6 protein-coding genes are annotated in these 9,428 nt (G+C 69.5%); 5 read left to right on the top strand and 1 reads right to left on the bottom strand.

Translation table 11 applies throughout. The features are described from left to right. The 3 genes from PWG71_RS14240 to PWG71_RS14230 all read left to right on the top strand — a co-directional run. The coding region (locus PWG71_RS14240) for a peptide chain release factor 3 (RefSeq protein WP_274810167.1) at positions 1-1,120 on the top strand (1,120 nt) is incomplete at its 5' end. An 842-nt stretch (positions 1,121-1,962) separates the two neighbouring features. Beyond that, complete coding sequence (locus tag PWG71_RS14235) at positions 1,963-3,252, top strand: citrate synthase (RefSeq protein ID WP_274810166.1); 1,290 nt, start codon at positions 1,963-1,965, stop codon at positions 3,250-3,252. 206 nt (positions 3,253-3,458) lie between these two features. Beyond that, positions 3,459-4,259, top strand: coding sequence for an HdeD family acid-resistance protein (locus PWG71_RS14230; protein ID WP_274810165.1), 801 nt, complete (start codon positions 3,459-3,461; stop codon positions 4,257-4,259). A gap of 172 nt (positions 4,260-4,431) precedes the next feature. Here the strand turns inward: PWG71_RS14230 and PWG71_RS14225 are convergent, their stop codons facing one another. Then, entirely contained in the window at positions 4,432-4,746 is a 315-nt protein-coding gene (locus PWG71_RS14225; RefSeq protein ID WP_274810164.1) for a putative quinol monooxygenase, read from the bottom strand. 745 nt (positions 4,747-5,491) lie between these two features. Here PWG71_RS14225 and PWG71_RS14220 point away from each other — a divergent pair. Both PWG71_RS14220 and PWG71_RS14215 read left to right on the top strand, forming a co-directional pair. Then, a complete protein-coding gene (locus PWG71_RS14220) occupies positions 5,492-6,763 on the top strand; it encodes a hypothetical protein (RefSeq protein ID WP_274810163.1) in 1,272 nt (423 codons plus the stop codon). Further along, entirely contained in the window at positions 6,760-9,411 is a 2,652-nt protein-coding gene (locus PWG71_RS14215; protein ID WP_446725025.1) for a tetratricopeptide repeat protein, read from the top strand. Before PWG71_RS14220 ends, PWG71_RS14215 begins: the two co-directional genes overlap by 4 nt. Positions 9,412-9,428 lie beyond the last annotated feature (17 nt).

The following is a 9,428-nucleotide window of genomic DNA, read 5'->3' as shown; positions in this document are numbered from 1 at the left end:
GCGGATCGGGTTGCGTGCCACGCCGTTGAACTGGCCGGTGGGCATCGCGGGCGACTTCCGTGGTCTGGTGGATCGTCGTTCGGGTGAGTACACGAAGATGACGCGGACTCCCGGCGGCGCGACCAAGGCCATCGAGGAGGTCGTGGACGCGGACCGGGCCGCCGAGCTGGAGCAGGACGCCTGGGTGCGGTCCCAGGAGGAGTTGGAGCTGCTGGAGGCGTTGGGCGCCGACTTCGACGCGGAGTCGTTCCTGGCGGGGGAGTCCTCGCCGGTGCTGTTCGGCGCAGCTCTGTCCAACTTCGGTGTCGGACAACTGCTGGGGGCCGTCGTGGGGCTGGCCCCGGCGCCGTCGGCGAAGCCCGACGTGAAGGAGCGGCCCCGGCGGGTGGATGCGCCCTTCTCCGGTCAGGTGTTCAAGATGCAGGCGAACATGGACAAGAACCATCGGGACCGGATGGCGTTCGTGCGGATCAGTTCGGGGCGGTTCGATCGGGGCATGGTGCTCACGCACGCGGCCACGGGCCGTCCGTTCGCGACCAAGTACACCCAGGCGGTGTTCGGTGCGGACCGTTCCACGATCGACACGGCTTATCCGGGTGATGTGATCGCGCTGGTCAACGCGCAGGCGTTGAAGGTGGGCGACACCCTTTATGAGGGTCCCAAGGTGGAGTTCCCGGCGATCCCGAGCTTCGCGCCCGAGCACTTCGTGGTGGCGCGGGCCAAGGACGCGGGCAAGTACAAGCAGTTCCAGAAGGGGATCGCCCAGCTCGACGCCGAGGGCGTGGTGCAGGTGCTGACCTCGGACGTGCGCGGTGAGCAGGCGCCGGTGCTGGCGGCGGTGGGGCCGTTGCAGTTCGACGTGGCCAAGCACCGGATGGAGCAGGAGTTCCGGTCGCCGATCGAGGTGTCGATGTTGGAGTACTCGGTGGCACGGCGCACCGACGAGGCCTCGGCTCCGATCCTGCACGCGCTGTCGGGCGCGGAGGTGCTGCGGCGCCGCAACGACGGTGAGCTGTTGGTGTTGGTGCACAACAAGTGGCGTTTGCGGGTGATCGAGCGCGATCATCCGTCGTTGCTGATGGAGCCCCTCCTCGCCGGCGGCGTCGTCGAGGACGACTGAGGCGTGTTCTGCGGGTGCCGCCCGTCGATGGCCTTCTGAGGGGTTGACGGGCGGGCGTCCGGGGCGTCGAGCGGCAAGTGGGTGTTCGCGGAACACGCACGGGAGCGAGGACGATCGAACCGTCACGGCTTCGTCTCGGTGACGGCTCTTCGGTTTTCTCCGACAAAGGGCGGGCACCGTTCACCCGGGACGAATGCCGTGGACATCTCCTCGATATGGGCGGGTGGTCCCGGACGGCCGCTCACAAGGGCTCCCGGTGGATGTGAACTCTCGTGCCCGTGGCACAGGCTTTGCGCATCCCGGGCCCCTTCGCGTGCGTCCCGGCCGCCCTCGGGGGACGACTCCCACCGGGCAGAGGCCAAGATCACCACATGTGGGGTACCCCGCGTCAACCCCCGTGATCAGGGCGAAGGTACTCTGATAGATGGCCACTAGGGCGCGTTCGTACGGCTGATCGCACCTCGTCGTGTCTGGGTATGTCCATATGTGTGAAGGAAGCCCGGAAGACGAGGTCCGTGAGGTGATCGGGGTGCTCAGGGGACCGGTACAGGAGATGGCGCGGCGTCGGAGGCGACCCCTCGGATGTCCTGCGGTGTCTCAGGGCGATCACGGAGTAAACGACATCCGGCAAAGACTGTAAATCTTCACCAAGTGGTAATTCTTCTCACGTCTGGGTATGTGTTGCATGTCACCTGTTCGTGAATCGGTGAAACTTATATGATTTTGCTTAACCGTCGTTTAACAAAACAGAACAATAACGAGTGAATCAAGAACGTGGTGGCCGACCGCCCCGCGTCTGACGCACCTCACGTATCCCCCGCCTGGAAAGGTTGACCTCGGGCATGAGCGAAGACGACAAAGAGCGCACGGTGGAGCTCCACTACGAGGGCGGCGTGCTGAAGCTGCCGGTGTTCACCGGTACCGAGGGTGAGCAGACCATCGAGCTGAAGACCCTGCTGGGCTCGACCGGTATGACCACCCTGGACCCGGGGTTCGGCAACACCGCTTCGTGTAGCTCGAAGATCACCTATATCGACGGAGCCGCCGGGATCCTGCGCTACCGCGGGTACTCGATCGAGGACCTCGCCGTGGGCAGCACCTTCCTTGAGGTGGCCTACCTGGTGATCTACGGCGAGCTGCCGGAGCCCGGTCAGCTCAAGGAGTTCTCCGAGAAGCTGCGCGAGAACGCCGACATCCCGGCCGAGATGGGCGCGTTCCTCGACGCGATGCCCCGCAACGGTCACCCGATGGCACTGCTCGCCAGCGCCGTCAACACGCTGGCCGCCTACTATGAGGACAGCGTCGACCCGTCCGACGAGGCTCAGGTCGAGCTCGCCACGATCCGGCTGATGGCCAAGCTGCCGACGATCGCGGCCCGCATCTACCGCAACTCCATCGGCGAGCAGCCGATCGCCCCGGACGACTCCCTCGGCTACGTCGAGAACTTCATCCGGATGACCTTCGGCGACAACGCCGCCGACGGCGAGCTGGGCGACCTCTTCGGCAAGGCCGTCGACCTGCTGCTCATCCTGCACGCCGACCACGAGCTGAACTGCTCCACCGCCACCGTGCGCACCGTCGGTTCCTCGCAGGCCGACATCTACGCCAGCGTGGCCGCGGGCATCAACGCCCTGTCCGGCCCGTCCCACGGCGGCGCCAACCAGGCCGTGCTGGAGATGCTCGACGAGATCCGTGACTCGGGCGTCGGCATCGAGGAGTTCCTGGAGCGCGTCAAGGCCCGCGAGGTCCGACTCATGGGCTTCGGCCACCGGGTCTACAAGAACTTCGACCCGCGCAGCAAGGAGATCAAGGGTCTGGCCAGCCAGATCCTCGACCGGGACGAGAACCCCGACGAGCTGTTCACGCTGGCCCTCAAGCTAGAGGCCGCCGCGCTCGCCGACTCGTACTTCACCGAGCGCAAGCTCTACCCGAACGTCGACTTCTACACCGGCGTGATCTACCGGACCATGGGCTTCCCGACCAACATGTTCACCGTGTTGTTCGCGATCGGCCGCCTGCCCGGCTGGGTCGCCCACTACCGCGAGCAGTTGCACGACCCGGCCTTCCGGATCGCGCGCCCGCGCCAGCACTACATCGGCTCCGAAGAGCGTCGTTACCCGGGTCTGAGCTAGTCCCACCCCGGAGCGCATGGATCGCCCGCCCCGTCACCGACGAGGGCGGGCGTCCTTTTTGTCCTGATATCCGGGCTATCTGTACCGGTACAGAACCGTCCCTTTTCCTGCATTTTGCGGACACCCTGCCGTCGACGTGCGACTTTGAGGGAAGTTGCAGGGTGCGCCCCTCTCCGACGGGAGCGCACGAGGGAGGTGGGGCAACCATGATGCGGAACATGCTGGCCGGGGAGGTCCTCGGAGACATGAGCCGGAACTGGTGGATGGTGGTCCTCCGAGGAGTGGCCGCGGTGCTCTTCGGTCTGATCGCCCTGATCTGGCCCGGACTGACCCTGGTCGCCTTGGCGGTCGTGTTCGGTGTCTACGCCCTCATCGACGCCGCGGTGCTGGGCTACGCCGCCTACCAGGCCGCGTCGGGGACACGGGCGTCGTTGGTGGCCCAGGCGGTGCTCAGCGGCATCGTGGGCCTGATCGCCCTGATCTGGCCGGTCGCCGCGGTCATCGCGCTGGTGTTCGTGATCGGCCTGTGGGCGATCATCACCGGTGTCGCCGAGATCGTCACCGCCGTCCGCCTGCGCGCCCACATCAGCTCCGAGTGGCTGCTCATCTTCGCGGGCGCGCTCTCGATCGTCTTCGGTCTGCTGCTGTGGTTCTGGCCGTTGGCCGGCGCTCAGGCCATCGTGTTCGTGGTCGGTGTCTACGCGGTCATCTTCGGTGTCGTCATGATCATCGCCGGGTTCCGGCTGCGCGGTGCCTCCGATGCCATCGCCACCGCCCGGAACATGGCCGCCGCGGACATGTCCGAGATGCCCGAGCGCCCGGTGAGCGCCTTCGACGAGGGCTACTCGGAGGGGTACCGAGAGGGCTACCGGGGCGACCCGAACGCGCCGAGGGACCAGGCCACCGAGGCCACCGAGGGCACCGACGACGCCAACACCGCCCGACGCACCGGCGGGGGACGTCACCGGTCCCGGGAGGAGCCCGGCGACGGGTCCACGGAGACCTGAGAGGCGGGCCCCACGGGTCACCGGAGGCCGACGGAGTGGATCTCCGAGACCGCGGCGGCCGTGGGCCGCTTCGCGGGCGGCGGGGCGGGGACCTCGACGGAACGGCCGCCGTGCCTCCTCGAAGCCGTTCCCGGCCTTCGGGAGACCGCGCGCGGCTCGACGCGGACAGGACTCACGATTCGCTGACGACGAGAGGGCCGTGTCGGTCGACCTGACTTCCGGGGACGACCGACAGGGCCTTCTCCCGTTGCCAGGCGGCGAAGTGCGCCGAGGCGCGGTGCGCGGCCAGGGCCGACTCGTCGGCGAACACCTCGCACACCCAGAACAGGTCGGGGTCGGCGGCGTCGGCCGTCACGTCGAAGCGCAGACAGCCCGGTTCCTCCCGCACCGATGTGACGGCGTGCCGGGAGATCCCGGCGACGAAGGCGTCACGGCGCCCGGGCAGGACACGGACCGAGATGACGAGGGACAGCGGGCTGACGGACACGGCGGCTCCCGGTGCGGCGACGGATGACCGACCGAGCGTACGGGACCGTTCCGGCGGTGCGCCGGGAGGGTCGCGGTCACCATGACGACGTGCGTCTCCGGATCCACACGGTCGGTGTCCCGGACGCCGTCGACGTTCCTCCCCAGGGGCGGTCCGGGTGCCCCTCAGACCCACCCGTGGCGTTTCCACCCCTGTGGAGGGTCCGACGACGACCCGTCGCGCCCCCAGGGCGTGTTCGGTGGACGCCTTCGTTCGGTTCGGCGCTCGCGAGGCGGAATGGTCCGTCGAACACGCCCCAGGGCCACGGGTCGGCGTCCCGACCATCGGTCCTGTCCCTGCGGCCTGGAGATCCTCGGCCCACCCCCGGTACGGACACGACCTCGTGGAACTCCCCGGACCAGGGTGGAGCAACGGGACCGGTTCGCTCCGGCCGTGCCGGAGGGGTCCCCGGGCGCTGACCGGGGCCGAGGTCACCGAACGTGAGGACAGGGATCTTGACGTTGTGTGACGCAGGTGACAAAAGATCTTTTGAGGTGATCAAGCCGTCATCCGTCGGTGAACGGTGCGGAAGTGGCCGTTCGCGGCCGTAAATCCGGCCCTCTCTTGTGGTCGGCCGGGCCCGACGACAGACTCTTCTAGGTAAAGGGATCGTTGACCGTTCGCGTCCATCCGGTGGGCGCGGGGCGGACGAACGCGGGGAGTGATACGGAAGGTGGCGAGCGCGTCGGAGGCGAACACGCCACCCATGAGCTGGGAGGGCATCGAACACGCGCTCAACCGGGTGCAGGGGGAGTCCGAGAGGATCGCGCTCAACCTGAGAGACCTGGACGACCACGTGGGGCACCGCCTGCTCAAGGGCGCCGACCCGCACGGCCTCACCCGGGAACGCTGGGAGCACGCCGAGCGCCACATCCACCGCCTCTGGACGACCTTCGACGTCTTCCGGCGCACGGTCCGGGAGGCCGCCGAACACCGGGGACCGGGCCGCGGAGGCGCCTCCGACCAGGTCCGGCTCACCTTCCTGCTCACCGGCCCCTCCCTGGAACTGCCCTTGGCGAAGGCCCCGCTGCACGAACGCGGGCTGCTGGACACCGACAAGGAGCACATCACCCTCGCCGAGGCGGTCGCCCGGATGACGGCCGACTACGAGGAGATCACCGAGGTCGTCTCCGCCGCCGAGGCCGCCTGGGACGTCCTGCATCCCCGCCTGGGCGCACTCGACTCCCTGTGGCTGGAGATCGGCACCCTCACCGACATGATCGAGGAGTCGGGGGACGAGGACGACCTCGAAGCGCTGCGGTCGGAACTCGCCCTGGTCGGCGACACCGTCCGCCGCGATCCCCTCTCCCTCGTGGGTCCGGACCGCCAGGTCGACACCTCGTCCCTCGAACGCCTGCGCAAACGGTTGGAGACCTCTCGGGGCGAACTGCGCGATGCCCTGCGCATGCGCGACTCCTACCGGGAGAGCACCGGCCACCTCGTCTCCGCCATCGATGACCTGGAATCCTCCCTGGTCTCCCTCCGTGAACTGCGCGCCCACGTCGTCACCCGTATCCGGGAACCCGAGGCCGTCGACGTGCCCGACCCGGTGCCCGCCCTGCGTGCCCGGATCGACGCGATGGACGCCCTGCGTGCCCACGGCCGCTGGCGCGAACTGGGCGTTCTGCTCGGCGAGGTCCAGGCGGCCGTCCACGCGGCGTCCGACGACGCACGCGAACGGAGGGAGAACCTCGAAGGCCTCCTCGCGCGTCGGGCGGAACTGCGCGGACGCCTCGACGCCTACCGCGCCCGCGCGGTCCGACTGGGCCTGGCCGAGGACGAGCGGGCGAGCGGCCTCCACGATCGGGCGCATCGGGCCCTGTGGACGGCGCCCGGGGATCTGCGGGCCGCCACGGTCGCCCTGTCCGCCTACCGTCGCGCGCTGGAGGGATCTGACGCGACCGAAATCCCCGAGGACAGAACCACACCGGGCGCAGGCGCGTCAGACGGCGAGAGCGATGGTGGTGTGAACAGATGACGAAGTGCACGAACCCCGAATGCGGTGGTGCGATCGAGGACGGCTTCTGCGGCGTGTGCGGTCTGGAGCCCGCACCCGCCGCCCCGCCGCGGGTGCCCCCCGTGTCGGAGCCGCCGCGGAGCGCCCCGTACCCGGCCCCCGCCCCCGGCGGGTGGGGCACGGGTCCCCAGGGGGTGTACGCCGCGCCCCGACCGCCCTCCGGACCGCAGCGGTCCTTCGGTGCGCACCCGCAGGGTGCCGTCCCCGGTGCCCCGCCGACCGGTGTGCCTTTCCCGCAGTCGGGTCCGCGGCAATCGTTCTCCGGCCCGCCCGGAACGCCGCCGGGGTCCCCTTCCGACGTGCCCTTCCCGCCGTCGGGAATCCCTTCCGGCCCGCCCACCGGCGCTCCGCACCAGGGGAGCCGTCCAGGCGCCCCGCCGCCCGGGGCCCCCTCCGGTGGCGAGGCCCTCGATCAGTGGCTGTCCTCCGCCGGCGCCGGATCCGGCGACGACCTCAGCGACCCCATCCACTCCCACCCCATCTCCGGCAACATCCGTCTCTCGGGCCGCTCCGGACCGGGCAGCATCACCGGACCCACCGGGAGCGGATCGGGTCCCACCTCGGGCCGCACCCGGCGTTCCACCCGGGGCATGCTCGGCGCGGGCATGGTCCTCGTCCCCCCGGTGCCCTACCGTGATCCCGCCGCGGCGATCATGGAGAACCCGGTGGTCTCCGAGAAGAACCGCTTCTGCGGCAATTGCGGTGAGAAGGTCGGCCGCACCCGCGGCGACCAGACGGGGCGCACCGAGGGGTTCTGCCGCAAGTGCGGGACCCAGTACTCCTTCACCCCCAAACTCAGCGGCGGGGACCGGGTCGGCGGCCAGTACGAGGTCCTCGGCTGCCTCGCCCACGGTGGTCTGGGCTGGATCTACCTGGCCCGCGACCGCAACGTCAACGACCGCTGGGTGGTGCTCAAGGGCCTGCTCAACGCGGGTGACGCCGAGGCCCACAAGGCCGCGGCGGCCGAACGCGCCTTCCTCTCCGAGGTCGAGCACCCCAACATCGTCAAGATCATCAACTTCTCCCAGCACCCCGACTCGCGCACGGGCATCCCGGCCGGGCACATCGTCATGGAGTACGTGGGCGGCAAGTCCCTGCGCGAACTCCTCATGGAACGCAGGGACCAGGACCCCGACGCGGTCCTTCCCGTGGACCAGGTGATCGCCTACGGTCTGGAGGCCCTGCGCGCGCTCGGCTACCTGCACTCCCGAGGACTGCTCTACTGCGACTTCAAACCCGACAACATCATCCAGAGCGAGGAGCAGATCAAGCTCATCGACCTGGGCGGCGTGCGGCGGATGGACGACACGGTCAGCCCCGTCTACACCACGCCCGGCTACCGGGTCCCGGAGGACGAGCTGCGCGGCCCCGGCCCGACCATCAGCGCCGACCTGTACTCGGTGGGTCGTGCCCTGGCCGTGCTGAGCTTCCGGTTCAGCTTCATGCGCGAGTACCCGCACGAGCTCCCGCCGCGCCACACCGTGCCGTTGCTGGAACGCTACGAGTCCTACGATCGGCTGTTGCGCCGGGCCACCCACCCCGAGATGGAACGCCGGTTCCACGACGCCTCCGACATGGCCGACCAGCTCACCGGAGTGCTGCGCGAGGTGCTCTCCGACATGGAGGGGGCACCCCATCCGGCGGCCTCCACCCTGTTCGGCGGTGAGAACTTCACCATCGGCTCCGACGTGGGCCGGGCCGATCGCATGCTCGTGCCGCCGACGCCCACCGAGGCGGCGGCGCTGCTGCCCACGCCCCTGATCGACCCCGCCGATCCGGCCTCCCAGCACCTGCGGGGCTTCCAGGCCCTGCCGCCGGAGGAACTCGTCACGGCGTTGCAGTCCATGCCGGAGCCCACCCCCGAGACGCTGCTCATGCTGGCCCGTACGCTCATCACGATCGGTCGGCACGGGCGGGCCATGGACGCCCTCCACCAGTTCAGCGAACGGGTCCCGGGCGACTGGCGCACCATGTGGTACCTGGCGGTCGCCGAGTTGAGCACCGGCGGTTTCGAGGAGGCCCGCTCCCACTTCGACGAGCTCTACGGCCACCTGCCCGGAGAGAGCGCGCCCAAGCTGGCCCTGGCACTGGCCTGCGAGCGCACCGGAGAGCACGCGACCGCCGCACGGCACTACCAGACGGTGTGGAACACCGACCACTCCTTCGTCAGCGCCGCGTTCGGCCTGGCGCGGATCCGGCTGGCGCAGGGAGACCGTGCCGGTGCCATCGCCGTGCTGGACACGGTGCCCGAACTGTCCAGCCTCTACGTGCACGCCCAGACCGCGCTCATCTCCGTGCTGGTGGCCCGCCATCCGGGGCGTGGCGCCGACGACCTGGTCCGCGCGGGTCAACGGCTGGAACGGCTGGGGCTCGACAGCGAGTCCACGGACCGGCTGGCCGTGCGGGCCTTGGAGTCCGCGCTGGACTGGTTGGCGTCGGGCGGCCGGGCGGAGGGGACGGAACTGCTCGGTGACCCGCTCACCGAGGAGGGGGTGCGCGTCAACCTGGAACGGCGTTATCGGGACCTGGCGCACCGGTCCACGTCGGGCACGGAGCGGTGCGAGCTGATCGACAAGGCCAACTCCCTGCGCCCCGTGACACTGCTGTGAGGATCGAAGGAACGGCG

This window comes from Nocardiopsis sp. N85, assembly GCF_028882275.1.
GTDB classification, from domain to species: Bacteria; Actinomycetota; Actinomycetes; order Streptosporangiales; family Streptosporangiaceae; genus Nocardiopsis; species Nocardiopsis lambiniae.
This window is presented reverse-complemented; position numbering and strand designations above follow the sequence as displayed.